A 23,918-nucleotide genomic window follows, 5' to 3' on the forward strand; every position below is an offset into this window, starting at 1 on the left:
GCGCTAACCGCGCGGATGGTGTTGCGCGTGCAGCGACTTCAACCGCTCGCGCGCAACGTGCGTATAGATCTGCGTGGTCGAGATGTCGCTGTGACCGAGCAGCAGTTGCACGACGCGCAGGTCGGCGCCATGGTTCAGCAGGTGCGTCGCGAACGCGTGCCGCAGCGTATGCGGCGACAGGTGCGCGCGCACGTCCGCATGCTGCGCGTGGCGCTTGATGATGTTCCAGAACTGCTGGCGCGTCATCCCGTCGCCGCGCGCGGTCACGAACAGTGCGTCGGCCGCGCGCGCGCCGAGCAGCGCCGGCCGCGCGTCGCGCAGGTAGCGCTCGATCCACCCTTGCGCGACTTCGCCGAACGGCACGAGCCGCTCTTTCGAGCCCTTGCCCATCACGCGCACGACGCCCTCGTTGAGCCCGACCTCGACGGTCTTCAGCGTCACGAGCTCGCTCACGCGCAGCCCGCTCGCATACATCAGCTCGAGCATCGTACGATCGCGCAGGCCGAGCGGCGTGCCGATGTCGGGCGCACCGAGCAGCGCCTCGACCTGCGCTTCCGACAACGTCGACGGAAACCGGGCCGCCTGTTTCGCGGACGTGATCCGCAGCGTCGGGTCGGCGCTCGCGCGATGCTCGCGCACGGCCCAGCCGTAATAGCGCCGGAACACGGACAGCCGCCGGTTCGACGACGTTGCCTTGCCATCGCTGCGCGCGGCGATGTAGCCCGTCACCATCGCTTCGTCGGCGGAATCGAGCGATGCGTCGTGCGTCTCGGCCAGCCATTGTGAAAACAGCACCAGATCGCGCCGGTACGCATCGAGCGTGTTGCGCGCAAGCCCGTGCTCGAGCCACAGCGCATCGCAAAACACGTCGATCGACGCGCGGCTCGCGAGCAGCGCGGGCGACACCTCGACGGCATCGCCGTCGACTTCGGGGGACATCAGCGATTCAGTCATCAGTACGGCACGCCTTCGTGCGCCAGCAGCCAGCGCTTCACTTTCTGGTAATAACCGTTGTCGTCATGGTTCGCGAAGCCGCCGAGCCCGCCCGCCGCGACGACGCGATGACACGGAATCACGAGCGGGAAGTAGTTCGCGCCGCATGCCTGGCCCACCGCGCGCGGCGCGCTGCCGATCCGTTTCGCGACCTGTCCATAGGTCAGCACCGTGCCGGGCGGAATATCGCCGATCACGTCCCACACGCGGTGCTGGAACGCGCTGCCGACTTCGGCGAGCGGCAGATCGAAGCGCGCCGACGCACGCTCGAAATAACGTTCGATCTGCTCGACCGCACGCTGCGCGAGCGGCGAATCCGGATCGACCGACTTCACCGATTCGGGCAGATAGACGATCTCGCGCACCACCGCGGCATCCGTGCGGATGCCGACCTTGCCGAACGGCGCGTCGATGACTGCATTGAACATGGCCCTCTCCTGACCGATGGATGCGCGCGGCACCCCCGCGCGCCGACGACACTTTACGCCGCCTTCACGCGGCACGCAGCGCCCATTCGACGTGCTCGCGCACGACCGGCGACGGGTCGTCGGCCCGCGCGCGCAACGCGGCGACGATCGCGTCGCGCGCCTGCGGCGTGAGCCGGCCCGCGTCCGCGCGCAGCGCATTGCCGAGCCCGACCGCGAGATTGCGCAGCCAGCTTTCGTAGCCGATGCGCCGGATCGCACTGCCCTGCATCCGCGTCTCGAACGCGTCCGCGTCCCATGCAAACAGCTCGACGAGCGTCGCGCGATCGAGGCCGTGCCGCACGTCGAAATCGGCGACGGGCGCGGCCTGCGCGAACTTGTTCCACGGGCACACGAGCTGGCAGTCGTCGCAGCCGTACACGCGATTGCCGATCATCGGCCGCAGCGGCTCGGGGATGCTGCCTTTCAGTTCGATCGTCAGGTACGAGATGCAGCGGCGCGCGTCGACGCGGTACGGCTCGACGATCGCGCCGGTCGGGCACGCGTCGATGCAGCGCGTGCAGCTGCCGCAGTGCGCGCCGGGCGTCTCGGGCGCGGTGTCGGGGGACGTGTGCGCATCGGTCGGCAGCGGAACGTCGACGTAGATCTCGCCGAGGAAGAACAGCGAGCCCGCATCGCGCTGCAACAGCAGCGTGTGCTTGCCGCGCCAGCCGACGCCGGCCTTCTGCGCGAGCTCGACCTCGAGCACGGGCGCCGAATCGGTGAACACGCGGTAGCCGAACGCGCCGATCTCCTGCTCGATGCGCTCGGCGAGCGTCTGCAGGCGGTTGCGCAGCACCTTGTGATAGTCGCGGCCGCGCGCGTAGATCGACACGACGGCCGCCTGCGGATCGTCGAGCCGGGCCCGTTCGCGTGCGCGCCAGTCGTGCAGTGCGAGCGTGCCCGGCTCGCTTTCAGGCGCGTCGGCGGCGAGCGTTTCGGCCGGCAGATAGGCGAGCCGCACGGAAATCACACGTCGCGTACCGGCCACAAGTTCGGCCGGACGCGCGCGTTTCATCCCATGTTTCGCCATATAATCCATTTCGCCGTGGTATCCGGCTTCCAGCCAGGCGGCGAGGCCTGCTTCGGCATCCGAGAGATCGGTATCGCTGATGCCGATCGCCCCGAAACCCAATTCGCGCCCCCACGCCCTGATGCGCGCGGCGAGCGCAGTCAACGCCGCATCGTCGAGCGCGCACGGTGCCGCACCTTCGGCACGAGTCGAAGGTCTGTCGGATGCGGCGAGTTCCGGTAATCGGTTCATCGCACTATTTTACGAGAATGCCAGCCACGCCCAGCCATCCGCCTCACGACGCCATGCTGCCCGCCCCGCTCGCGGAGCGCGTGATCGCGCTCGCCGACGAAGCGGCGACCGAGGCCTTCGGCACCCGCTTCGCGCACGCGCTCGACGCGGCGCGCACCGAACTCGCCCGCGCGCATGCGTTCGACGGGCTGCAGATCCAGCTGGTCGGCGATCTCGGCGCGGGCAAGACGTCCCTCGTGCGCGCGATCCTGCGTGGCCTCGGCCACACGGGGCGCGTGCGCAGCCCGACCTATACGCTCGTCGAGCCGTACGCGCTCGAACGCGACGATGGGGAACTCGAGGTGTATCACTTCGATCTGTATCGTTTCAACGATCCGGCCGAATGGTCCGACGCAGGCTTTCGCGAATATTTCAATTCCAGCGCGATCTGCCTCGTCGAATGGCCACAACAGGCAGGCACGCTGCTCGGCGTACCCGATCTGGTTTTCTCGCTCGACGTGGATGGCGACGGCCGCGCCCTCACCGTCCGGGCGTACAGCGCTTCAGGAAAGGCATGTCTCGAAAGATGTTGATCAAACCGTTCCGCTCGATCGAATCGGCGGCCACCGCGACGCACAACTGGCGGCGCCGCCAGATCCTGTGCGCGGGCGCGTCGACGCTGGTGCTCGGTCTCGTCGCACCGCGGCTCGCGCGCGCGTCGTCGGTGCTCGGCGTGCGCGTGTGGCCCGCACGCGATTACACGCGCGTCACGATCGAATCCGACCAGCCGCTGCAGAATAGCCAACAGCTGCTGCAGGGTCCCGACCGTCTCGTCGTCGACCTGACCGGCCTCGACCTCGACCAGGCGCTGCGCGACCTCGTGTCGAAGATCGCGCCGAACGATCCGCAGATCCAGTCGGTGCGTGTCGGCCAGTATCAGCCGCACGTCGTGCGGATGGTGTTCGACCTGAAAGGTTCGGTGAAGCCGCAGGTGTTCACGCTGCCGCCGGTCGGCACCTACAAGTACCGGCTCGTGTTCGACCTGTATCCGGCCGTCGCGCCCGATCCGCTGTCCGACCTGATCGCGCAGACGGAACGCAAGGAGCAGGCGCTCAACGACACGGCACGTGCGCAGCAGATGCAGCCGCCGACCACGCTGGCCGGCCCCGGTACCCCGCCGCCCGCCGCGGGCGACAACAGCGACGCGTTCTTCCAGCGCTTCGCGCAGAACACGCCGGCCACGCCGCACACGTCGCCCGCCACCCCTGCGACGCCCGCTAAGCCGGCCGTCAAGCCGCCGCCCGTCATCGCACGCCGCGACGACAGCGACGACGATGGCGACACCTACAAGTTCACCGCGCCGAAATCCGGCAAGGGCAGCACCGTCCGCCTGCTGACGGTGGCGATCGATCCGGGCCATGGCGGCGAGGATCCGGGCGCGATCGGCGGCGGCGGCACGTACGAGAAGCACATCGCGCTCGACATCGCGAAGAAGCTGCGCGCGAAGATCGACGGCGCGCCGAACATGCGCGCGATGATGACGCGCGACGCCGACTTCTTCGTGCCGCTGAACGTGCGCGTGCAGAAAGCGCGCCGCGTGGGCGCCGACCTGTTCGTGTCGATCCACGCCGATGCATTCACGACGCCGTCCGCGCGCGGCTCGTCGGTGTTCGCGCTGTCCGACCACGGCGCGACGAGCGCCGCGGCGCGCTGGATGGCGAACAAGGAGAACTCGTCCGACCTGATCGGCGGCATCAACATCAAGACGGCGGACGCGGCCGTGAACCGCGCGTTGTTCGACATGTCGACGACCGCGCAGATCCGCGATTCGCTGCGCTACGGCAACTACGTGCTGAAGGAAGTCGGCGGCATCAACAAGCTGCACAAGGGCTCGGTCGAGCAGGCCGGGTTCGCGGTGCTGAAGGCGCCCGACATTCCGTCGATCCTCGTCGAGACGGCCTTCATCAGCAACCCCGAAGAAGAGAGCCGGCTGAACGACGACGGCTATCGCGACCAGATGGCCGACGCGATCTTCCGCGGCATCAAGCGCTATTTCGCCGCGAATCCGCCGCTCGCGAAGAGCCGGATGGCCTGACGGCCGTACCCGGCCACCCCGCCCCGCCGCCGGCACGCAGTGCGTGCCGGCGCGTCACGACGCCGCGAAGCGGCGCATCAGTTTCCCGCCGAACACGTTCACCGCGAGCCCGCCCATCACGAGCGCCGTGCCGATCAGCTGCGTGCGCGTCAGGTGCTCGTCGAGCAGCAGCGCCGACGACGCGAGGCCCACGATCGGCACCAGCAGCGAGAACTGCGCGACCTGCGCGGCCGGATAGCGCGACAGCAGGCGGCTCCACAGCCCGTAGCCGAGCAGCGTCGCGACGAACGCGAGATACACGACCGCGAAGATCGACGCGCCGTTCAGCCCGGCAAGCGCGGTCGCGATCCGCTGCGGCCCTTCGAACCACAGCGACAGCAGGAAGAACGGCACGGGCGGCACGAGGCTGGCCCACACGACGAGCGACACGAGGTTCGCACGGCCGACCTTCTTCGTGACGATGTTGCCGAACGCCCACATCGCGGCCGAGCAGATCGTCAGCAGGAAGCCCGCGAGCGTCATCGCGCGCCCGCCCTGCGCCGCGATCACGACGAGCCCGCCCGCGGCGATCGCGAGCCCCAGCAGGTTCTGCACGCGCAGCCGCTCGCCGAGGAACAGCATCGCGAACACGAGCGTGAAGAACGCCTGCGACTGCAGCACGAGCGACGCGAGGCCGGCCGGCATGCCGACGTACATGCCGGTGAACAGGAACACGAACTGGCCGAGCTGAATCGTCGCGCCGTACAGCACCAGCAGGCGCCATGGAATCTGCGGCCGGCGCACGAAGAACACCGCGGGGACGGCCGCGAGCGTGAAGCGCAGCGCGCCGAGCAGCATCGGCGGCATGCCGTGCAGGCCGACCTTGATCACGACGAAGTTCACGCCCCACGCCAGGATCACGACCAGCGCAAGCAGCAAGTCCTTCGGGGCCATCATCGGCGTCTCCTCGATTGTCGAATGGTCGTGCACGGTGCGCTCAGGCCCTGTCGCTTTCCCTGTCGCTTTGCGGCGGGCGTCCCGAGAAAACTTGCTGCGAGGCGGAAACACCGGGGCGGCCCGGTGTTTTCCTCTGGGAAGCCGGTCAGTCTACCGGGTTTCAGCTCCCGGCCCGATACCCGCGCGGCGCGCATGGAATCGGCGGCGGACGGCCAGTACAATGACCGGCATCCCCCGCCGCCCCACAGGATCCGCCATGACCGCTCCGATCAAAGCCCTGCTGAAGCCGCACGTGCGCGACATCGGCAACCTGCAGGTGCGCCGCACGCTGCCCGCACTCGCCGCCCGCCTCGTCGGCCCGTTCATCTTCTTCGATCACATGGGGCCCGCCACGCTGCCGCCCGGCACGGGGCTCGACGTGCGCCCGCACCCGCACATCGGCCTCGCCACCGTCACCTACCTGTTCGACGGCGCGATCCTGCACCGCGACAGCCTCGGCTCGCTGCAGGAGATCGTGCCCGGTGATGTGAACTGGATGACGGCCGGCCGCGGGATCGTCCACTCCGAGCGCACGCCCGACGCGCAGCGCGAAAGCGGCCACACCGTGCACGGGATCCAGACCTGGGTCGCGCTGCCGCGCGCGCACGAGACGACCGAGCCGTCGTTCGAGCACCATGCGGCCGACACGTTGCCGAAGCGCAATGAGGACGGCGTCGCGCTGACGGTGATCGCCGGCGATGCGTTCGGGCTGCGCTCGCCGGTCACGACGTTCTCGCGCACGCTGTACGTCGCGGCCGAATTCGCGGCCGGCGGCCGCATCGAACTCGACGCGTCGCACGAGGAGCGCGCGGTCTACGTGGTCGACGGCGAGCTCGCGATCGACGGCACGCCGGTGCCGGCCGAGCAGATGGCCGTGCTCACGCCCGGCGCCGCGGTCACGCTGACGAGCGGCAGCGGCGCACGTGCGATGCTGCTCGGCGGCGACAAGATCGACGGCGAGCGCTTCATCGAATGGAATTTCGTCGCCAGCAGCCGCGAGGCGATCGAGCGCGCGAAAGACGCCTGGACGCGCCAGGAAATGGGCAAGGTGCCGGGCGAGACGGAATGGATTCCGCTGCCCGAGTCGAAGCCGCGTTGAAAAAGGGGCGCGCCGCCCCCATCCTGACGACATTCGAACGGAAGAGAACGACATGGACACCACGCTTGCCACATTCGAGAAAGACGTCATCGAGGCGTCGCTGGACGCACCCGTGCTGGTGGACTTCTGGGCGCCGTGGTGCGGCCCCTGCAAGACGCTCGGCCCGCTGCTGGAAAAGCTCGAAGGCGCCTATGAAGGCCGCTGGAAGCTCGTGAAGGTCAACGTCGACGAGAACCAGGAACTCGCCGCGCACTTCCAGACGCGCAGCATCCCGCACGTGATCGCGTTCGCCGACGGGCGCCCCGTCGACCAGTTCGTCGGCGTGCTGCCCGAAGGCCAGCTGCGCGCCTTCCTCGACCGGCTGCTGCCGGCGCCGGAGGAAGCCGAACGGCGTGCCGCACAGGACGCGATGGCCGAGTCGCGCTACGACGACGCGCTCACGCACCTCGAAGCGGCGCTCGCGCTGAACCCGGGCTTCGACGACGCCCGCCTCGATCTGATCGAACTGCTGCTCGCGAACAACCAGGTCGACGCCGCGCGCGCCGAGACCGAGCGCCTGTCGCCGCAGACCGTGCAGAACGGCGATCCGCGCTACCATGCGATCAAGACCCGTTTCGACGCGCTGGACGCGACGGCCGACCTGCCGCCGACCGACGCGCTCGAAGCGCGCATCGCGGCGAACCCGGCCGACCTCGACGCGCGCTTCGACCTCGCGCAGAGCCTGATCGCGCGGCGCGCGTACGAAGGCGCGGTGGAGCAGTTGCTGGAAATCGTCACGCGCGACCGCGCGTACGGCGACGACCTCGGCCGCCGCACGCTGATCTCGGTGTTCGAGCTGGCCGGCGATCGCCCGGATCTCGTCGCCGGGTGGCGGCGCAGGCTGAGCATGGCGCTCAACTGAACTTACGTGGAACCGGCCGGGCTGCAACGGCCCGGCTGCCGGATCACCACGTCAAGCACGGCGCGTGTCACGCGCCGCCGCATTGCACAACGACCGCGATTCGCAGCGGCTCAGCCGGCAGCCTGCGCCGCGATCGCGCGCAGCGCATGCGCGGCGGCTGCGAAGCCGAAGCTCGCGGTCACGCACACGCTCGAACCGAACCCCGCGCAGTTGAGCCCCGCGACGTGCACGGCCGCGGACGGCTCCGTGCCGTCCTCGAGGTCGCAGGCGGCAGCTTCCGGATAGATCAGCGGCTCGTCCGAATACACGGCGCTGACCTTGAAACGCGCCTTCGGCCCGCGCGGAAAGCCGTGCTGCTTGCGCAATTGCGCGCGCACTTTCGACAGCAGCGGATCCTGGATCGTCAGCGCGAGATCGTCGATCCGGATGCGCGTCGGGTCGAGCTGGCCGCCCGCGCCGCCGACCACGACGAGCGGCTGACGCTTCGCGACGCACCATGCGATCAGCGCGACCTTCGTGCGCACGCTGTCGATCGCGTCGATCACGTAGTCGAAGCCGCCGCCGAGCAGCGCGTCGAAGTTGTCGGGTTCGACGAAATCCTCGATCCGGTTCACGCGGCACGCGGGATCGATCAGCGCGATCCGCTCGGCCATCGCGTCGACCTTCGGCTTGCCGTAATTGCCGTCGAGTGCGTGGATCTGCCGGTTCGTATTGCTTTCGGCGACGTTGTCGAGATCGATCAGCGTCAGCGTGCCGACCGCGTTGCGCGCGAGCGCCTCGGCCACCCACGAGCCGACGCCGCCGATCCCGATCACCGCGACGTGCGCGCGCTCGAACGCGGCGGCGGCCGGCGCGCCGTACAGGCGCGCCACGCCGCCGAAACGCCGCGCGCGATCCACGTCAAGCTGGATTTCCGGGGTCGGGGTAAGATCAGAGGAACTGGGCGGGGCAGCGTCGGCGACGGACATGGCAGCAAGGAAAACGTAAGTCGTGCAGCCCTCTATTTTGCCTGAACTCCCCGCTCGCACGCGCCACTGTGCACGCACGTTTCTTGCGCGTTGGCTACAATGGTTCCAGATTGAAGCGTTTGCATAACATGACGACTCTCGCCGATCTCCGCATCAATTACTCACGTGCTTCGCTCGACGAGGCCGACGTCGCCCACGACCCGTTCGCCCAGTTCGACCGCTGGTTCAAGGAGGCGCTCGCCGCCAAGCTGCCCGAGCCGAACACGATGACGCTCGCGACCGTCGGCGCCGACGGGCGGCCGTCGGCACGCATCGTGCTCATCAAGGGCGTCGACGAACGCGGGTTCGTCTTCTTCACCAATTACGAAAGCCGCAAGGGGCGCGATCTTGCCGCGCACCCGCAGGCCGCGCTGCTGTTCTACTGGATCGAGCTGGAGCGCCAGGTGCGCATCGAAGGCCGGATCGAGAAAACCAGCGCAGAAGAAAGCGACCGCTATTTCGCGTCGCGCCCGCTCGGCTCGCGCATCGGCGCATGGGCGTCGGAACAGAGCGCGGTGATCGACAGCCGCGCGACGCTCGAAGCGCAGGAAAAGGCCGTCAGCGAACGCTACGGCGACAACCCGCCGCGCCCGCCGCACTGGGGCGGCTACCGCCTCGTGCCCGACTCGATCGAGTTCTGGCAGGGCCGCCCGTCGCGGCTGCACGACCGCCTGCTCTATATGCGCGACGCCGGCACGTCGACGGGCTGGTCGATTTCGCGCCTGTCGCCTTAAGCCCGGCGCCGGCGCATGCCGGTCGTGTCTCGTGTTGCATTCGGGCGCCCGCCTCGCAAGCGGCGGGCGCCGGTCAAGATACTTGGCTGTATTCGATTCAACGAACAAACGGAGAATCCAAATGTTCTGGGAAAAGAAGCTGGCACAGTGGGCGGACGAAGTACGGGCGAAAGCGAACATACCGGCGCGCCTCGTGCTGTGGAACGGCGATCAACTCGATTTCGGCACCTTCAGCGCGCCGCAGGTCACGCTGAAGGTCAACAGTGCGTCGGCGTTGCCGCTGCTGCTCGAACCGAGCCTCGACAATCTCGGCGAGGCGTATGTAAAGGGCAAGATCGACATCGAAGGCAAGCTGTCGGACATCATCAACATCGGCTACTCGCTCGCGCGCAGCACGGTGACGAGCGCGAGCAAGCTGGCGCGCGTGAAGCGCTACTTCAATCACTCGAAGAGCACCGATAAGAAGGCGATCCAGTATCACTACGACGTCTCGAACGAGTTCTACAAACTGTGGCTCGACGAGAACATGGTGTACTCGTGCGCGTACTTCGAGAACGGCGACGAAGATCTCGCCACCGCGCAGATCAAGAAGATCGACCACATCCTGACGAAGATCCGGCTCCAGCCCGGCCAGCGCCTGCTCGACATCGGCTGCGGCTGGGGGGCGCTCGTGCTGCGCGCCGCGCAGAAGTTCGGCGCGCAGTGCCTCGGCGTCACGCTGTCGCAGAACCAGTTCGACCTCGCGACGGCGCGCGTGAAAGCCGCCGGGCTGGAAGACAAAATCGAGATCCGGCTACAGGACTACCGCGAGATCGACGGGCAATTCGACCGCATCACGAGCGTCGGGATGTTCGAGCACGTCGGGCGCAAGAACCTGCCGCTCTATTTCTCGCGGATCCACGACCTGCTCGCCGACGACGGCATCGCGATGAACCACGGGATCACGTCGACCGACGCGGAAAGCGGCGAGACGGCGCTCGGCGGCGGCGAGTTCATCGATCGCTACGTGTTCCCGGACGGCGAGCTGCCGCACATCAGCCTCGCGCTGGAAGCCGCGCAGCGCGGCGGGCTCGAAGCGATTGACGTCGAAAGCCTGCGCCGGCACTATGCCCGCACGCTCGATATCTGGACGGAAAACTTCGAGGCGAAGGCCGACGCCGCGCGACAACTCGTCGACGACGAAAAATTCCGCATCTGGCGCGTGTATCTCGCCGGCTGCGCGTATGCGTTCGAGCACGACGACGTGTCGATCTTCCAGATCGTGTGCCGCAAGGCCGGGCAGAGCGCGAAGACGCTGCCGTGGTCGCGGCGCTATATGTACGAACACACGCTGCCGCGCTAGGCGGCGCTTCACGCTGGGCATGCATGGGTGACGGCAGGACGCGGCGCAAGGCGCCGCCGGAACGACAGCAGCACGACGACGCGAACGCGCCGCACGCCGACGGGCAATTCGACCTGTTCGGCGTGCCGGTCGATGCTGCACGCGCGTCGCCCGGGAACGATGGCCCGCCTGCCGACGCCGACGAACATGTGAACCCGGGCGCGCCTGACGACGCGCAGCCGGCACCGCGCCTTCGCACTCCTCCCCGTTCGTCAGACGAAACGCCGCCCGCCGCTTCCGGCCTGCTGTGGGACGAACCGTCCCTGCCAGCCGAGCCGCCGAAGAAGGGCCGGCGCCGGCGCGGCGTGCTGCCCGCGCCGATCGCACCGGATGTGGCCGACGCAGCGGCCGGCCTGCCGCCGAACGTCCGGCTCGGCACATCGTCGTGGACCTTCCCGGGCTGGGACGGCATCGTCTACGACGGCGATTTTGCTCAGACGAAACTCTCGCGCGAAGGGCTCGAAGCGTATGGCGCGCATCCGCTTCTGAAGAGCGTGAGCCTCGACCGGTCGTTCTACGGCCCGCTGTCGGTAGCCGACTACCTGCGCTACGCGCAGCAGGTGCCCGACGATTTCCGCTTCGTCGTGAAGGCGCCGGCCTCCGTGACCGACGCGGTGATCCGGGGCGGGCGCGGCGAACCGTCGGGACCGAACCCGACCTTCCTCGACGCGGATCTCGCGACCCGCGAATTCGTGCAGCCGTGCGTCGAAGGGCTCGGCCGGAAAGCCGGCGTGCTCGTGTTCCAGTTCTCGCCGTTGCCCGACACGCTGCTTGCCCGGCCGGCCGAACTGATCGACCGGCTGGCCGCGTTCTTCGCGGCGCTGCCGCCGCTGCCGGAGGACGCCGACGGCACCCGCTACGCGATCGAGATTCGCGACGCGAGCCTGCTCACGCCGCGCTTCATCCGCGCGCTCGCCGCGCTCGGCGTGCGCTACTGCGTCGGCCTGCACGCGCGGATGCCCGACCCGCTGCGCCAGGCAGCCGCGCTCGCGCTGCTCGACGGCGACGCACCGGGCCCGCTGATCGTGCGCTGGAGCCTGCACGGCGGCTTCAAGTATGAACAGGCGAAAGCGAAGTACGAGCCGTTCGACAAGCTCGTCGACGAGGATCCGGCCACGCGCTCGGCCCTCGCCGAACTGGCCGCGCGCTATGCGCTGGCCGGGCAGCCGGTGATCATCACGATCAACAACAAGGCGGAAGGCTCCGCGCCGCTGTCGTGCATCGCGCTTGCGCGCGAGATCGCCGCCGCGTGCGCGCAGTGGCGCAACGAGGCGGCTTGATACCGATTGGATACCGGCTTGCGCCGGCCGCGGTCACGACGCTTACGCGCCGCGCAGCGACTTCAGCCGGTGCGAGAACTTCTTCCGGAATTTCGCGAGCTTCGGCCCGATCACGACCGAGCAGTAGCCCTGCCCCGGGTTACGCGCGTAATAGTTCTGGTGATAGTCCTCGGCCGGCCAGTAGTTGTCGTCGAGCGGCACGACCTGCGTGACGATCGGCTGCCCGAACACCTGCTCGCGCTCGAGTTCGCGGATCACGTCGAGCGCCGTGTCGCGCTGCGCGTCCGAATGCGTGAACACGACCGAACGGTACTGCGTGCCGACGTCGTTGCCCTGCCGGTTCAGCTGGGTCGGATCGTGCGTTGCAAAGAAGATCTCGAGGATCTCGCGATAGCCGATGCGCGCCGGATCGAACGTCACGTTGACGACTTCCGCGTGGCCCGTATCGCCCTCGCAGATGTCGCGATAGCCGGGATTGCGCGTATGGCCGCCCGCGTAGCCCGACTGGACGGCCGTCACGCCGTCGACGTCGAGAAATACCGCCTCCGTGCACCAGAAACACCCGCCTCCCAATGTCGCGGTTTCAAGCATCTCGTTCACCATGAAATCAGTCCCTCGTTGATGTCGGCAGCCGGCACGCATGCGCCGGCGCCACCGTTCCGTCTCGCCGCTGCCCACCCGCGTGCGGGCCGCAACGGCACGTCGGCAAGTATCTCACTCGCGCGCGAACCTGACAGATTGCACGGGTGCCGCGCGCGACCGGCCGCCCGTTTTCTCGACTACACTTAGGCACGCGCGAGCGCGGCGGCAAACCCGCCGTCTGGCGCAACGCGCCCGATGCATGCCCGACCCTGATGCAAACATCATCTGCCGGAACATCGCTATGCACGCCTTAACAGACCTCACCCGCGTCACGCGTCCGGCCGTCGCCGCGTCGCGGGCCGCGGCTTCGATTGCATCACCTCCTTGCCATGCATCCGTCTCGCTCCGCGCGCGGCGATCCGGCTCATCGCCTTTATCCGCTTTCACGATCTGATGCACGGCGTCGCACGCTCATCGACGCGTGCGTCCGCCTGCCGATCGCCCCCGCCGGCGTGATGCGTGCCGTGCGGCAACCCCGACTCGCACGCCCGCAACGAACGGCCGTGCGACCCCGATCCGACACCATCGAGAGGGCATCACCATGAGCATGCGGCCTGACCCGACGTTTCACGCTTCACCCGAGCTTGCGATGCAGGCACCGGCAGAGGAGTTTGCCTATACGTTGTTGCTGAGCCCCGATTTTTCCAGACCCGACGCGCTCGCCGTGATCGACGTGAAGCCTGGCTCGTCGACCTACGGAAAAATCGTGCACACGGTGACGATGCCGAACACCGGCGACGAGTTTCACCACTTCGGCTGGAATGCGTGTTCGTCGTCGCTGTCGCCGCTGACCGGGCATGCATTCCTCGAGCGCCGCTTCCTGATCATCCCCGGCCTGCGCTCGTCGCGCATCTACGTGATCGACACGAAACCGCATCCGACGCAGGCGCGCATCCACAAGATCATCGAGCCCGACGAGATCTTCTCGAAGACCGGTTATTCGCGGCCGCACACCGTTCATTGCGGGCCCGAGGGCATCTACGTGAGCACGCTCGGCGGCGCGGGCAAGGACGGCACCGACGGTGCGCCCGGCATCTTCATCATGGATTGCGGGACCTTCGACGTGCTCGGCCGCTGGGAGATCGATCGCGGCCCGCAGGACAAGCACTACGACTTCTGGTGGAACCTGCCGCGCGACTATATGGTGTCGAGCGAATGGGCGCTGCCGCCGCAATTCGAGAACGGGATCGTGCCGGAGGACCTGCTCGCGAACAAATACGGGCACCGGCTGCATTTCTGGGACCTGCGCGCGCGTCGCAACGTGCAGACGATCGATCTCGGCGCGCAGCACCAGATGGCGCTCGAGGTGCGGCCCGCGCACGACCCGGCGCGCGAATACGGGTTCGTCGGCGTCGTGGTCGATACGACGAATCTCGAAGGCTCGATCTGGACCTGGTGGCGCGAAGGCGGCAAGTTCCATGTGAAGAAAACCGCGACGATCCCGGCCGAGCCGGCCTCGGCCGACGAACTGCCGCCGCTGCTCAAGGGATTCGGCGCGGTGCCGCCGCTCGTGACCGACATCGACCTGTCGCTCGACGACCGCTTCCTCTACGTGTCGTGCTGGGGCACCGGCGAGATGCGCCAGTACGACGTGTCGGACCCGCACAACCCGGTGCTCGCCGGGTCGGTCCGCATCGGCGGCATCGTGCGCCGCGCGCCGCACTCGAACGGCCGCACGTTCGCGGGCGGCCCGCAGATGGTCGAGATCAGCCGCGACGGAAAACGCGTGTACTGGACCAACTCGCTGTATTCGACATGGGACGACCAGTTCTATCCGGACGGCGTGCCGGGCGCGCAGGTGCTCGCGCACGTGGGGCCGGAAGGCGGTCTGACGCTCGCCGACGATTACTGGGTCGAGTTCCCCGACGGCTATCGCGCGCACCAGATCCGGCTCGAAGGCGGCGACTGCTCGACCGACTCGTTCTGCTATCCGTCGGTCAAGCGTTGAACGCCGGCTTTCACGCCCCGTTCGCGCTGTGGGCGGCCGTGCTCGCGAGCGGGGTGTATCACGGGCTCAACCCCGCGATGGGCTGGCCGCTCGCGGTGTCGAACGCGCTGATGACGCGCCGCGGCGGCGCGCTCGTCGCGGCGCTCGGCTATCTCGCGCTCGGCCATGCACTCGCCGTGTTCGCGGTGATGCTGCCGTTCGGGCTGCTCGCCGCGCTGCTCGCGTGGCAAATGGCGATCCGGATCGGCGCGAGCGCGCTCGTGATCGGCTTCGGCGCCGTGCTGCTGATCCGGCGCCGGCATCCGCGGGCGCTCGCACGGATTCCGCCCGCCCGGCTCGGCCTGTGGTCGTTCGCGGTCGCGATCGCGCATGGCGCGGGGCTGATGCTGGTGCCGATCTACCTCGGGCTGTGCGGGCTCGACCAGGATGCCGGCCATCGCGCGGCGGCCACGCTCGTCGATGCGCATCTCGGGATGGCGCTCGTCGTCGCGGCCGTGCATGCCATCGCGATGATCGGCGCCGGCGGCGGGCTCGCGTGGCTCGTGTACCGCTATCTCGGGCTGAAGTTCGTATCGCGGAGCTGGTTCAATCTCGACGCGGTGTGGGCGTCGAGCCTGATCGTGACGGGCGCGTTGTCGCTCGGGCTGGCGGCGGCGCGATAGTGCGAGGGGATCTGCGGCCGATGTCGAGTACGGGTACCGGGCGGAGCGGCGGACCCGCACAAAAAACGCGACAGAACGACCGTGCCGGCAGCGTGCCCTTGCGCATCCGTCGGCGCGCCGCAGTGTTCGCTACGTCACCCTGCCCCCGCAATGCGCCGCCTGGCCGGGCCCGGCAGCCCCGATTCCGCTAAAATCGGGCCATGCGCACCCCTTCCTCCTCGACCGCCTTGTCGCCTTTCGTCCGCCGTGCCCGCCCCGCCCGCGTCGCGCCGCGCCCGCCCGTCTCGTTCCGGATGGCTACCCGATGAACCAGGCCAATCCTCCGGATTTCGACTCGGCCGCCTTCCGGCAAGCCCTCGGCCAGTTCGCCACGGGCGTGACGGTGATCACGACGCGCGCGCCGTCCGGCCAGCTGATCGGCATCACCGCCAGCTCGTTCAACTCGGTCTCGCTCGATCCGCCGCTCGTGCTGTGGAGCCTCGCGCACAAATCGGCGTCGACGCCCGTGTTCCGCGGCAACAGCCATTACGTGGTGAACGTGCTCGCGGCCTCGCAGCTCGACCTGTGCAAGCGCTTCTCGACCTACAAGGGCGATCGCTTCGAAGGGATCGCGCATGCGGCCGGCAACTCGGGGATGCCCGTGCTCGACGGCGCGCTCGCGTGGTTCGAATGCCACAACCGCAGCCGCTACGATGAAGGCGACCACGTGATCTTCGTCGGTGAAGTGGAGCGCTGCGGCGTGCGCGCGGAATCGGACACGGCACCGCCGCTCGTGTTCCACGGCGGCGGCTTCCACGGCCTTACACCGCTTTGATCGCCCCCGTGCGCGCCAGCCCGACCGGCGCGCCGGCTTCATCCTTCAGCGTCTGCAGCACGATGTTGGAACGGATGTCCATCACGCCCGGCGCCTTGTAGAGCCGGTTCAGCACGAAATCCGAATAGTGCTTGAGGTTGTGCGCGAGCACGCGCAGCAGGTAGTGGCTCTCGCCCGTCACGACGAACGCGCCGACCACCTCCGGCCATTCGCGCAGCGCTTCCGCGAAGCGCTCGTGCCATTGATTCTCTTCGTTGCGCATCGACACCTGCACGAACGCCTCGAGCTCGAAGCCGAGCTTCTCGCGGCTCAGGCACGCGCGATAGTGCTCGATCACGCCCTGCTCCTCGAGCAGGCGCATGCGGCGCAGACAGGCGGACGGCGAAAGCGAAATCCGTTCCGCCAGGTCGAGATTGCTGATTCTGCCCTCTTCCTGCAGTACCGCCAGAATCCGGCAGTCGGTGGCATCGAGCGTGATCGCGTGCATTTTTGGTCCCCGTTTTCCCTCTGAGTCGAATTATCTGCCAATCCGGCGGATTGTCCATGTTTATTTCGCAAGCACTTTCTGCGAGCGTCCACCTATCATTCGAAGGATCGACTCACCGAATCGTCATGCCATGGACACCCTCTGGGACATCTCGCCGCCTGTCAGCCCCGCCACCCCCGTGTGGCCGGGCGATACGCCGGTTTCCGTCGAACGCGTGTGGCGGATGGAGGCCGGCTCGCCGGTCAACGTCGCGCGCCTGACGCTGTCGCCGCACACGGGCGCGCACTGCGACGCGCCGCTGCACTACGACGCCGACGGCGCGCCGATCGGCGCCGTGCCGCTCGACACCTACCTCGGCCCGTGCCGCGTGATCCATTGCATCGGCGCATCGCCGGTCGTGCAGCCGGCCGATGTCGCGGCCGCGCTCGGCGGCGTGCCGCCGCGCGTACTGCTGCGCACCTGTGCGCGCGCCAGCGTCGATGAGTGGGACAGCCACTTCTGCGCGGTCGCGCCCGAGACCGTCGATCTGCTCGCCGCGCATGGCGTGAAGCTGATCGGCATCGACACGCCGTCGCTCGACCCGCAGGAATCGAAGACGATGGATGCGCATCACCGCGTGCGCGCGCACCGGATGGCGATCCTCGAAGGCATCGTGCTCGACGACGTGCCGCCCGGCGACTATGAACTGATCGCACTGCCGCTGAAATTCGCGACGCTCGACGCGAGCCCCGTGCGCGCGGTGCTGCGCGCGCTGCCCGCGCGTGCTTCCTGATTACCCCGACTGACGACCCCACATCATGATCAAGACCCGTGAAGACGCGCTCGCGCTCGACCGCGACGATCCGCTCGCCCCGCTGCGCGACCAGTTCTCCCTGCCCGACGGCGTGATCTACCTCGACGGCAACTCGCTCGGCGCGCAGCCGCGCGCATCGGCCGCCCGTGCGCAGCAGGTGATCGGCGCCGAATGGGGCGAAGGCCTGATCCGCAGCTGGAACACGGCCGGCTGGTTCGCGCTGCCGCGCCGTCTCGGCGACAAGCTCGCGACGCTGATCGGCGGCGCGCCCGGCGAGACGGTCGTGACCGACACGATCTCGATCAACCTGTTCAAGCTGCTGTCGGCGATGGTGCGCCATCAGGCCGAGCGCGCGCCCGAGCGCCGCGTGATCGTGTCGGAACGCTCGAACTTCCCGACCGACCTGTATATCGCGCAGGGGCTGATCGAGCAGCTCGGCGGCGACTACGAACTGCGCCTGATCGACGACCCGGCCGACCTGCCCGGCGCGCTCGGCGCGGACACGGCCGTCGCGATGATCACGCACGTGAACTACCGCACCGGCTACATGCACGACATGCCGGCCGTCACGCAGCTCGTGCACGACGCCGGCGGGCTGATGCTGTGGGATCTCGCGCACTCGGCCGGCGCGGTGCCGGTCGACCTGAACGGCGCGCGCGCCGACGGCGCGGTCGGCTGCACGTACAAGTACCTGAACGGCGGCCCCGGTTCGCCCGCCTTCGTATGGGTGCCGCAGCGTCATCACGCGCACTTCTCGCAGCCGCTGTCCGGCTGGTGGGGCCACCGCGCACCGTTCGCGATGCAGCCGGGCTTCGCACCCGATCCGGGCATCGCGCGCTTCCTGTGCGGCACGCAGCCGATCGTGTCGATGTCGATGGTCGAATGCGGGCTCGACGTGTTCCTGCAGACCGACATGCACGCGATCCGCCGCAAATCGCTCGCGCTGACCGATGCGTTCATCGCGCTCGTCGAGGCACGCTGCGCGGGCCTGTCGCTGAAGCTCGTCACGCCGCGCGCGCATCACCAGCGCGGCTCGCAGGCGAGCTTCGAGCATCCGCACGGCTACGAAGTGATGCAGGCGCTGATCGCGCGCGGCGTGATCGGCGACTATCGCGAGCCGTACGTGCTGCGCTTCGGCTTCACGCCGCTCTATACGCGCTTCGCCGACGTGTGGGATGCCGTCGAGACGCTGCGCGACATCCTCGCCACCGACGCGTGGAAGGCGCCCGAGTTCGCCGAACGCGGCGCGGTGACCTGATCGGCCTTGCCCGGCGCGCGCGAGCCGCGCGCCGCGCCCCGTCATTCAAATCTGGAGAAAGTCGTGAATTCTGGTCATATGCAGCCACCCGGCGGCGACGCGCCGGCGGGCTGCCCGTTCTCGGGCGCGCGCGCCGCGCATTCGGCCCAAGCAGCCCCGGCCGCGCACGAAGCGTCGCACGTGCCCGGCGATGCCGGCTGGCACAACGCGCAGCTCGATTTCTCGAAGTCGATGAGCTACGGCGACTACCTGTCGCTGAATTCGATCCTCGACGCGCAGCATCCGCTGTCGCCCGATCACAACGAGATGCTGTTCATCATCCAGCATCAGACGAGCGAGCTATGGATGAAGCTCGCGCTGTTCGAGCTGCGCGGCGCCCTCGACGCGGTGCGCACCGACGCGCTGCCGCCTGCGTTCAAGATGCTCGCGCGCGTGTCGCGGATTCTCGAGCAACTGGTGCAGGCGTGGAACGTGCTGTCGACGATGACGCCGTCCGAGTATTCGGCGATGCGGCCGTATCTCGGGCAATCATCGGGCTTCCAGTCTTATCAGTACCGGCAGCTCGAATTCCTGCTCGGCAACAAGAACGTGCAGATGCTGCAGCCGCATGCGCACCGGCCGGACATCCTCGAACAGGTGCGTGCGACGCTCGAGGCGCCGTCGTTCTACGATGAAGTCGTGCGCCTGCTCGCGCGGCGCGGCTTCCCGATCGCGGCGGAGCGGCTCGAGCGCGACTGGACGCAGCCGACCCGGCACGACGAGACGGTCGAAGCCGCGTGGCTCGAGGTGTACCGTCATCCGCAGCAGCACTGGGAGCTCTACGAGATGGCCGAGGAACTCGTCGATCTCGAGGATGCGTTCCGCCAGTGGCGCTTCCGTCACGTGACGACCGTCGAGCGCATCATCGGCTTCAAGCAGGGCACGGGCGGCACCAGCGGCGCGCCGTACCTGCGCAAGATGCTCGACGTCGTGCTGTTCCCCGAGCTCTGGCACGTGCGCACCACGCTGTAACGCGCGACGCGCCCCCAGGCCCGCCCGCCGTCACGACGACGTGCGGGCCAGCGCCTCCCCTTCGCGCGGCTGCACGCCCGCGCGCGACAGTCGCGGGATATGCCGTCGCACGACGAGCAGCGCGACGCAGACCACGCCCATCGCAATCGCCACCATCGTCAGATAGGCCGTGGCGCCGCCCGTGGTGATCACGACCGCGCCCGCGAACGCGCTGAGGATCGCACCGAGCCGGCCGAACGCGAGCGCGCTGGCGGTGCCGGTCGCGCGCACGGCCGTCGGGTAGATGTACGCGCAGAGCGCATACATCGTCGACTGCACCGCGTTGACGAACAACCCGTGCAGGCCGAGCCCGACGATCAGCCAGCCCGTGTGGCGGCTCGCATCGACGCCCATCAGCCACACCGCGCTCGCCGCGCCGCCGATACTGCACAGCACGAGCGGCCAGCGCGACCCGGCATGCGCGATCGTCCACGCGCACAACAGCGCACCGATCACGCCGCCGAGGTTGTACGCGGTGAGCCCCGTCCCCGCGACCGACACGCTCAACCCGCTCGCCGCCAGCATCGTCGGCAGCCAGCTGAACGCCGCATACACGGCAAGCAGGCACATGAAGAACGCGCACCACAGCGCGATCGTGTCGCGCGCCTGGCCGCTCGCGAACAGCGCGCCGAAGCCGCCGCGGCCGCCTGCCGCGCGGGCGTCCCGCAGGTCGGTGAAGGCGGTGCCCGGCGCGACGGGCCGCTCCATCCGCGCGAGCAGCGCGCCGAGTTCCGGCCAGCGCGCGGGGCGCCGCGCGAGATAGCGCGGCGATTCGGGCAACGCACGCACGAGCACGAAGCCGAGCACGAGCGGCAACGCGCCGCCCGCGAAGAACAGCCCGCGCCAGCCGTAGCGCGGCAGCACCTCGTGCGCGAACAGGCCGGCCAGCATCCCGCCGAGCGGCACGCAGACGATCGTCGCGGTCACCATCATCGTGCGACGCCGCGCGGGCGTGTATTCGGCCGTCATCGTCGTGGCCGTCGGCAAGGCGCCGCCGATCCCGAGGCCTGCGACGAAGCGCAGCACCGCGATCGCCGTGACGTCCGGTGCGAAGCCGATCGCGCAGGTCGCGATGCCGAACAGGAACACGCTGCCGATCACGGCCTGGCGGCGGCCGAAGCGGTCCGCGACGATCCCCGCGCACGCGCTGCCGATGCCCATCCCGATCAGCCCGGCCGCCACCGCCGGCGCGAACGCGCCACGTGTGATGCCCCATTCGCGGATCAGCACCGGGATCGCGAAGCCGATCAGCTGGCCGTCGAAGCCATCGAGCACGATCGCGAGCGCGGCGAGCAGCACCACGCAGCGCTGCATCGTCGTGAACGGCCCGTCGTCGAGCGTCGCGCCGATGTCGACGGACGGCGGTTGCAATCCGCCGCGCGTGCTCATGCGACCTCCCGTGCGCCGCGCGCTGGCGGCAACATGCGCAAGCGGCGCGCGGAAAGACAACGGCATTCGATGGCGTTCATGGCGTCTCCGGTTGCCCGGGCTGGCGCGGTGCGCGCGTGCCCGGATCTCGTGCTGCGCAGGCGGCCGGCGTCGACGCATCGGCGCCGCCTCCGGTGTCTCGTCCAACCTGTCCCGATCCGGCGCCGTCGCCTGCGCGCGACGCGCTCGTCTCGTCGTGCGGCGCAAGCCGCGCCGCCCGTCTGATGCTCAGTTCACCCGCGCGTCGATCAGCCGGACCAATGCAAGCAGCGTCTCCGCGTGCGGCACCGCGACGCCCGCTTCGCGCGCAGCCGCGACGACCTTGCCGCTGATCGCTTCGATTTCCGTGCGGCGGCCCGCGAGCACGTCCTGCAGCATCGACGGGCGATGGCCGCGATGCGCGCGGATCGCATGCTCGACGTTGTGCGCGATGCGTTCGCCGTCGACCGCGATGCCCTTCGCGCGGGCGACGGCGGCCACCTCGGCTGCAATCGCGAGCGCGAGCCGCGGCCCGTCGTGATGGTTGCCGAGCTGGTCGACCGTGCAGTTGGTCGCCGCGCACAGCGTGTTGAGCGCCGCGTTGAACGCGACCTTTTCCCAGATCGCGGCCCATACGTCGGCATCCAGCGTGCACGCGAGCCCCGCGCGCGAAAGCGTATCGGCCACCGTCGCCGCGAACGGGCGCGTCGCGCCGTCGGCCGTCATCATGCGGATCGCGCCCGCGCCGTGCGAGCGCACGTGCGCCGGCCCCGCCGCGTCGGCCGGCCACGTCGTCACGCCGACCAGGATGCGTTCGAGCGGGACGAACGCATTCAGCGTCTCGACGTTGCCGAGCCCGTTCTGCAGCGTCAGCACGTGCGTGTCCTGCTCGAGCAGCGCGCGCACGCCGTCGAGCGCGGCGCGCGTATGCAGCGACTTCGTGAAAACGATCAGCAGGTCGAACGATGCATCGGGCGATGCGGCCGCAGCCGCATTCGCCACTTCCGGCCGTACGGCCTGCAACGTACGGATACACCGCTCACCACGATCGTCATCGATGCGCAACCCATCGCTGCGAATCGCATCGAGATGCGCATCGTTCACGTCGATCAGCGTGACGGCCTCGCCGCTTTCGGCCAGCCGCCCGCCGAACAGCGAGCCCATCGCGCCGGCGCCCAGAATCGCAATTCTCATCGTCGTCGGCCTCGTCAGAACGGATAGTGGCGCGGTGCGGTCTGCACCGTGATCCAGCGCAGGTCCGTGAACGCCGCGATGCCGGCCTTGCCGCCGAAGTGGCCGAAGCCGCTGTCCTTCACGCCGCCGAACGGCATCTGCGCCTCGTCGTGCACGGTCGGGCCGTTCACGTGGCAGATGCCCGATTCGATGCGGGCCGCGACGCGCATCGCACGCGCGACGTCGCGGCTGAACACGGCCGACGACAGCCCGAACGCGTTGTCGTTCGCGCAGCGGATCGCGGCGTCCTCGCCGTCGACGCGCACGATGCCCTTCACCGGGCCGAACGACTCCTCGGCATAGATGCGCATCGCCGGCGTCACATGGTCGAGCAGCGTGGCCGGGAACAGCGTGCTGTCGGCCTTGCCGCCGCACACGAGCGTCGCGCCGTGCGCGAGCGCATCGTCGATCAGCGCGTTGCAGCGCTCGACGGCCTTCATGTCGATCAGCGAACCGAGCACGACCGGCCCCTGGCGCGGGTCGCCGAGCGGCAGCGACGCGGCCTTGTCGGCGAGCTTCGCGACGAACGCATCGGCAATCGACGCGTCGACGACGATGCGTTCGGTCGACATGCAGATCTGCCCGGAATTCGCGAACGCGCCGAACGCGGCCGCGGCGACCGCCGCATCCAGATCGGCATCGTCGAGCACGACGAACGGCGCCTTGCCGCCGAGCTCCAGCACCGACGGCTTCAGGTGGCGCGCACAGGCTTCGGCGACGATCCTGCCGACGCGCGTCGAGCCCGTGAAATTCACGCGGCGCACCGCTGGATGCGCGATCAATGCATCGACGATGGTGCCCGCATCCTCGGGCGCGTTCGTCACGAAATTGACGACGCCCGGCGGCAGCCCGGCTTCCTGCAGCGCCTCGACGATCAGCCCGTGCGTGACGGGGCACAGCTCCGAGCCCTTCAGCACGACGGTGTTGCCGCACGCGAGCGGCAGCGCGAGCGCGCGCGTCGCGAGGATCACCGGCGCATTCCACGGTGCGATGCCGAGCACGACGCCGGCCGGCTGCCGCACGCCCATCGCGAGCGAACCGGGCACGTCGGACGGGATCAGCTCGCCGCCGACCTGCGTGGTCAGCGACGCGGCCTCGACGAGCCCGCTCGCGGCGAGATGCACATTGAAGCCGGCCCACAGCGCGGACGCGCCCGTCTCCGCCGCCATCGCGGCGACGAACTGCTCGTGCTTCGCTTCGAGCGCGGCGGCCGCCTTCAGCAGCAATGCGCGGCGGGCGCCGGGGCCGAGCTCGGCCCAGCCGGGAAATGCACGCGCGGCAGCATCAGCCGCCGCGCGCGCATCGTCGACGGTGCACGCGGGCGCTTCGGACGCGACTTCGCCGTCAAGCGGGTTGCAGCGCGCGAAGGTCGCGCCGCTGGATGAGTGACGGCGTTCGCCGCCGATCAGCATCGATACGGTTTGCATGGAGTCTCCGGCAGGACGCGTATTG

General features: G+C 68.9%; 23 protein-coding genes. 13 read left to right on the forward strand and 10 right to left on the reverse strand.

Going from position 1 to position 23,918, the window contains the following annotated elements; genetic code table 11:
- Nucleotides 1-3: 3 nt before the first annotated feature.
- The 3 genes from xerD to queG all read right to left on the reverse strand — a co-directional run bounded on the left by xerD (nucleotide 4) and on the right by queG (nucleotide 2,721).
- Nucleotides 4-954, reverse strand: coding sequence for a site-specific tyrosine recombinase XerD (gene xerD, locus LGM89_RS11890; RefSeq protein WP_226273103.1), 951 nt, complete (start codon nucleotides 952-954; stop codon nucleotides 4-6).
- On the reverse strand, nucleotides 954-1,421 hold the full coding sequence (locus LGM89_RS11895; RefSeq protein WP_226273104.1) for a methylated-DNA--[protein]-cysteine S-methyltransferase: 468 nt from the start codon (nucleotides 1,419-1,421) through the stop codon (nucleotides 954-956). Before LGM89_RS11895 ends, xerD begins: the two co-directional genes overlap by 1 nt.
- Before the next feature lie 64 nt (nucleotides 1,422-1,485).
- A complete protein-coding gene (gene queG / locus LGM89_RS11900) occupies nucleotides 1,486-2,721 on the reverse strand; it encodes a tRNA epoxyqueuosine(34) reductase QueG (RefSeq protein ID WP_226273105.1) in 1,236 nt (411 codons plus the stop codon).
- A 17-nt stretch (nucleotides 2,722-2,738) separates the two neighbouring features.
- Here queG and tsaE point away from each other — a divergent pair, with 17 nt between their 5' ends.
- Together tsaE and LGM89_RS11910 are read left to right on the forward strand one after the other, a co-directional pair.
- Nucleotides 2,739-3,293 (forward strand): tRNA (adenosine(37)-N6)-threonylcarbamoyltransferase complex ATPase subunit type 1 TsaE, encoded by a 555-nt coding sequence (gene tsaE / locus LGM89_RS11905; RefSeq protein WP_089426181.1) that lies wholly within the window; start codon nucleotides 2,739-2,741, stop codon nucleotides 3,291-3,293.
- The gene (locus LGM89_RS11910; RefSeq protein ID WP_226273106.1) at nucleotides 3,275-4,795 is read left to right on the forward strand and encodes an N-acetylmuramoyl-L-alanine amidase; all 1,521 of its coding nucleotides are present in this window, start codon (nucleotides 3,275-3,277) and stop codon (nucleotides 4,793-4,795) included. Before tsaE ends, LGM89_RS11910 begins: the two co-directional genes overlap by 19 nt.
- Nucleotides 4,796-4,849: 54 nt before the next feature.
- On the opposite strand, the gene LGM89_RS11915 is transcribed toward LGM89_RS11910, so the two are convergent.
- A complete protein-coding gene (locus LGM89_RS11915; protein ID WP_179254846.1) occupies nucleotides 4,850-5,728 on the reverse strand; it encodes an EamA family transporter in 879 nt (292 codons plus the stop codon).
- A 259-nt stretch (nucleotides 5,729-5,987) separates the two neighbouring features.
- Here LGM89_RS11915 and LGM89_RS11920 point away from each other — a divergent pair, with 259 nt between their 5' ends.
- Together LGM89_RS11920 and trxA are read left to right on the forward strand one after the other, a co-directional pair.
- Nucleotides 5,988-6,869 carry a pirin family protein gene (locus tag LGM89_RS11920; protein WP_226273107.1) on the forward strand — a complete coding sequence of 294 codons (882 nt, stop codon included), beginning with the start codon at nucleotides 5,988-5,990 and terminating at the stop codon, nucleotides 6,867-6,869.
- A 52-nt stretch (nucleotides 6,870-6,921) separates the two neighbouring features.
- A complete protein-coding gene (trxA, locus tag LGM89_RS11925) occupies nucleotides 6,922-7,770 on the forward strand; it encodes a thioredoxin (protein WP_226273108.1) in 849 nt (282 codons plus the stop codon).
- Between the two features lie 110 nt (nucleotides 7,771-7,880).
- On the opposite strand, the gene LGM89_RS11930 is transcribed toward trxA, so the two are convergent.
- Nucleotides 7,881-8,738 (reverse strand): ThiF family adenylyltransferase, encoded by an 858-nt coding sequence (locus LGM89_RS11930; RefSeq protein WP_226273109.1) that lies wholly within the window; start codon nucleotides 8,736-8,738, stop codon nucleotides 7,881-7,883.
- A gap of 128 nt (nucleotides 8,739-8,866) precedes the next feature.
- Between LGM89_RS11930 and pdxH the strand changes: the two genes are divergently transcribed.
- The 3 genes from pdxH to LGM89_RS11945 all read left to right on the forward strand — a co-directional run bounded on the left by pdxH (nucleotide 8,867) and on the right by LGM89_RS11945 (nucleotide 12,172).
- Nucleotides 8,867-9,511, forward strand: coding sequence for a pyridoxamine 5'-phosphate oxidase (gene pdxH, locus LGM89_RS11935; protein WP_089495516.1), 645 nt, complete (start codon nucleotides 8,867-8,869; stop codon nucleotides 9,509-9,511).
- Nucleotides 9,512-9,632: 121 nt separating this feature from the next.
- Nucleotides 9,633-10,853, forward strand: coding sequence for an SAM-dependent methyltransferase (locus LGM89_RS11940; protein ID WP_089495517.1), 1,221 nt, complete (start codon nucleotides 9,633-9,635; stop codon nucleotides 10,851-10,853).
- Nucleotides 10,854-10,876: 23 nt separating this feature from the next.
- The gene (locus LGM89_RS11945) at nucleotides 10,877-12,172 is read left to right on the forward strand and encodes a DUF72 domain-containing protein (RefSeq protein WP_089495518.1); all 1,296 of its coding nucleotides are present in this window, start codon (nucleotides 10,877-10,879) and stop codon (nucleotides 12,170-12,172) included.
- A gap of 42 nt (nucleotides 12,173-12,214) precedes the next feature.
- Here LGM89_RS11945 and msrA read toward each other — a convergent pair whose 3' ends face one another.
- Complete coding sequence (gene msrA, locus LGM89_RS11950; RefSeq protein ID WP_089426188.1) at nucleotides 12,215-12,775, reverse strand: peptide-methionine (S)-S-oxide reductase MsrA; 561 nt, start codon at nucleotides 12,773-12,775, stop codon at nucleotides 12,215-12,217.
- Between the two features lie 580 nt (nucleotides 12,776-13,355).
- On the opposite strand from msrA, the gene LGM89_RS11955 reads away from it, so the two are divergent.
- The 3 genes from LGM89_RS11955 to LGM89_RS11965 all read left to right on the forward strand — a co-directional run bounded on the left by LGM89_RS11955 (nucleotide 13,356) and on the right by LGM89_RS11965 (nucleotide 16,238).
- Nucleotides 13,356-14,762 carry a selenium-binding family protein gene (locus tag LGM89_RS11955; RefSeq protein ID WP_226273110.1) on the forward strand — a complete coding sequence of 469 codons (1,407 nt, stop codon included), beginning with the start codon at nucleotides 13,356-13,358 and terminating at the stop codon, nucleotides 14,760-14,762.
- Nucleotides 14,759-15,424 (forward strand): hypothetical protein, encoded by a 666-nt coding sequence (locus LGM89_RS11960; protein ID WP_226273111.1) that lies wholly within the window; start codon nucleotides 14,759-14,761, stop codon nucleotides 15,422-15,424. The genes LGM89_RS11955 and LGM89_RS11960 overlap by 4 nt, the downstream gene beginning before the upstream one ends.
- A gap of 304 nt (nucleotides 15,425-15,728) precedes the next feature.
- Nucleotides 15,729-16,238 carry a flavin reductase family protein gene (locus tag LGM89_RS11965; RefSeq protein WP_124580926.1) on the forward strand — a complete coding sequence of 170 codons (510 nt, stop codon included), beginning with the start codon at nucleotides 15,729-15,731 and terminating at the stop codon, nucleotides 16,236-16,238.
- On the opposite strand, the gene LGM89_RS11970 is transcribed toward LGM89_RS11965, so the two are convergent.
- A complete protein-coding gene (locus LGM89_RS11970; RefSeq protein WP_006477992.1) occupies nucleotides 16,225-16,725 on the reverse strand; it encodes an Lrp/AsnC family transcriptional regulator in 501 nt (166 codons plus the stop codon). The two genes, LGM89_RS11965 and LGM89_RS11970, sit on opposite strands and share 14 nt — an antisense overlap.
- A gap of 130 nt (nucleotides 16,726-16,855) precedes the next feature.
- Between LGM89_RS11970 and kynB the strand changes: the two genes are divergently transcribed.
- From kynB to kynA, 3 genes are all read left to right on the forward strand, one after another.
- Nucleotides 16,856-17,497 (forward strand): arylformamidase, encoded by a 642-nt coding sequence (gene kynB, locus LGM89_RS11975; RefSeq protein WP_089495520.1) that lies wholly within the window; start codon nucleotides 16,856-16,858, stop codon nucleotides 17,495-17,497.
- Nucleotides 17,498-17,522: 25 nt separating this feature from the next.
- A complete protein-coding gene (gene kynU, locus LGM89_RS11980; protein WP_241022843.1) occupies nucleotides 17,523-18,776 on the forward strand; it encodes a kynureninase in 1,254 nt (417 codons plus the stop codon).
- 78 nt (nucleotides 18,777-18,854) lie between these two features.
- Entirely contained in the window at nucleotides 18,855-19,787 is a 933-nt protein-coding gene (gene kynA, locus LGM89_RS11985; protein WP_039368343.1) for a tryptophan 2,3-dioxygenase, read from the forward strand.
- Nucleotides 19,788-19,817: 30 nt separating this feature from the next.
- Here kynA and LGM89_RS11990 read toward each other — a convergent pair whose 3' ends face one another.
- The 3 genes from LGM89_RS11990 to LGM89_RS12000 all read right to left on the reverse strand — a co-directional run bounded on the left by LGM89_RS11990 (nucleotide 19,818) and on the right by LGM89_RS12000 (nucleotide 23,893).
- Nucleotides 19,818-21,215: an MFS transporter gene (locus LGM89_RS11990; RefSeq protein WP_226273112.1), complete on the reverse strand. Its 1,398-nt coding sequence runs from the start codon at nucleotides 21,213-21,215 to the stop codon at nucleotides 19,818-19,820.
- Between the two features lie 267 nt (nucleotides 21,216-21,482).
- On the reverse strand, nucleotides 21,483-22,427 hold the full coding sequence (locus tag LGM89_RS11995) for a ketopantoate reductase family protein (RefSeq protein WP_226273113.1): 945 nt from the start codon (nucleotides 22,425-22,427) through the stop codon (nucleotides 21,483-21,485).
- A gap of 14 nt (nucleotides 22,428-22,441) precedes the next feature.
- A complete protein-coding gene (locus LGM89_RS12000; protein WP_226273114.1) occupies nucleotides 22,442-23,893 on the reverse strand; it encodes an aldehyde dehydrogenase in 1,452 nt (483 codons plus the stop codon).
- Nucleotides 23,894-23,918 lie beyond the last annotated feature (25 nt).

The sequence above is a fragment of the Burkholderia sp. AU31624 genome (genome assembly GCF_020420065.1).
Classification (GTDB): domain Bacteria; phylum Pseudomonadota; class Gammaproteobacteria; order Burkholderiales; family Burkholderiaceae; genus Burkholderia.

Bases quoted from the DNA above. Each gene is read 5' to 3' on its own strand.
- trxA (WP_226273108.1), top strand. From the start codon at position 6,922: ATGGACACCACGCTTGCCACATTCGAGAAAGACGTCATCGAGGCGTCG.
- LGM89_RS11955 (WP_226273110.1), top strand. From the start codon at position 13,356: ATGAGCATGCGGCCTGACCCGACGTTTCACGCTTCACCCGAGCTTGCG.
- LGM89_RS11945 (WP_089495518.1), top strand. From the start codon at position 10,877: ATGGGTGACGGCAGGACGCGGCGCAAGGCGCCGCCGGAACGACAGCAG.
- LGM89_RS11895 (WP_226273104.1), bottom strand. From the start codon at position 1,421: ATGTTCAATGCAGTCATCGACGCGCCGTTCGGCAAGGTCGGCATCCGC.
- tsaE (WP_089426181.1), top strand. From the start codon at position 2,739: ATGCCAGCCACGCCCAGCCATCCGCCTCACGACGCCATGCTGCCCGCC.
- LGM89_RS11920 (WP_226273107.1), top strand. From the start codon at position 5,988: ATGACCGCTCCGATCAAAGCCCTGCTGAAGCCGCACGTGCGCGACATC.
- kynB (WP_089495520.1), top strand. From the start codon at position 16,856: ATGGACACCCTCTGGGACATCTCGCCGCCTGTCAGCCCCGCCACCCCC.
- LGM89_RS12000 (WP_226273114.1), bottom strand. From the start codon at position 23,893: ATGCAAACCGTATCGATGCTGATCGGCGGCGAACGCCGTCACTCATCC.
- LGM89_RS11995 (WP_226273113.1), bottom strand. From the start codon at position 22,427: ATGAGAATTGCGATTCTGGGCGCCGGCGCGATGGGCTCGCTGTTCGGC.
- LGM89_RS11910 (WP_226273106.1), top strand. From the start codon at position 3,275: ATGTCTCGAAAGATGTTGATCAAACCGTTCCGCTCGATCGAATCGGCG.
- LGM89_RS11930 (WP_226273109.1), bottom strand. From the start codon at position 8,738: ATGTCCGTCGCCGACGCTGCCCCGCCCAGTTCCTCTGATCTTACCCCG.
- pdxH (WP_089495516.1), top strand. From the start codon at position 8,867: ATGACGACTCTCGCCGATCTCCGCATCAATTACTCACGTGCTTCGCTC.
- queG (WP_226273105.1), bottom strand. From the start codon at position 2,721: ATGAACCGATTACCGGAACTCGCCGCATCCGACAGACCTTCGACTCGT.
- kynA (WP_039368343.1), top strand. From the start codon at position 18,855: ATGCAGCCACCCGGCGGCGACGCGCCGGCGGGCTGCCCGTTCTCGGGC.
- LGM89_RS11940 (WP_089495517.1), top strand. From the start codon at position 9,633: ATGTTCTGGGAAAAGAAGCTGGCACAGTGGGCGGACGAAGTACGGGCG.
- msrA (WP_089426188.1), bottom strand. From the start codon at position 12,775: ATGGTGAACGAGATGCTTGAAACCGCGACATTGGGAGGCGGGTGTTTC.
- LGM89_RS11970 (WP_006477992.1), bottom strand. From the start codon at position 16,725: ATGCACGCGATCACGCTCGATGCCACCGACTGCCGGATTCTGGCGGTA.
- LGM89_RS11915 (WP_179254846.1), bottom strand. From the start codon at position 5,728: ATGGCCCCGAAGGACTTGCTGCTTGCGCTGGTCGTGATCCTGGCGTGG.
- xerD (WP_226273103.1), bottom strand. From the start codon at position 954: ATGACTGAATCGCTGATGTCCCCCGAAGTCGACGGCGATGCCGTCGAG.
- kynU (WP_241022843.1), top strand. From the start codon at position 17,523: ATGATCAAGACCCGTGAAGACGCGCTCGCGCTCGACCGCGACGATCCG.
- LGM89_RS11990 (WP_226273112.1), bottom strand. From the start codon at position 21,215: ATGAGCACGCGCGGCGGATTGCAACCGCCGTCCGTCGACATCGGCGCG.
- LGM89_RS11965 (WP_124580926.1), top strand. From the start codon at position 15,729: ATGAACCAGGCCAATCCTCCGGATTTCGACTCGGCCGCCTTCCGGCAA.